The sequence below is a fragment of the Cobetia sp. SIMBA_158 genome, assembly GCF_046566945.1.
In the GTDB taxonomy this organism is placed as follows: Bacteria; Pseudomonadota; Gammaproteobacteria; order Pseudomonadales; family Halomonadaceae; genus Cobetia; species Cobetia amphilecti.
This window is the reverse complement of sequence record NZ_JAWJYL010000491.1, coordinates 1-265: the sequence shown is the minus strand read 5'-3', so window position 1 is coordinate 265 and position 265 is coordinate 1. Positions and strand designations below refer to the sequence as shown.

The 265-nt window shown below is 50.2% G+C and carries 1 pseudogene; it reads left to right on the top strand.

The features are described from left to right. Window positions 1-11 precede the first annotated feature (11 nt). Window positions 12-68: pseudogene (locus R2R70_RS20795) on the top strand (hypothetical protein); the annotation flags it as partial. Window positions 69-265: the final 197 nt, after the last annotated feature.

The following is a 265-nucleotide window of genomic DNA, read 5'->3' as shown; positions in this document are numbered from 1 at the left end:
CTTCAAATATTATGAGCTACCTTGCCAAAGGTGATGTGGCGTTTTCGGTAGGTATGACCACCGTATCAACCATCATTGCACCATTAGTGACGCCACTTTGGCTCAATTACTTGGTTGGTCAATCTGTAGAGATGGATGGCTGGGGTACTACAGGTTGGACTTGGCTACTTACGTTTGGGTCAGCCTGCCACCGAATTATCAGGCGGTGAGGCACAGCGTATTAAGCTTGCCACTGAACTGCAGCGTGTGCAACGAGGCGACACGC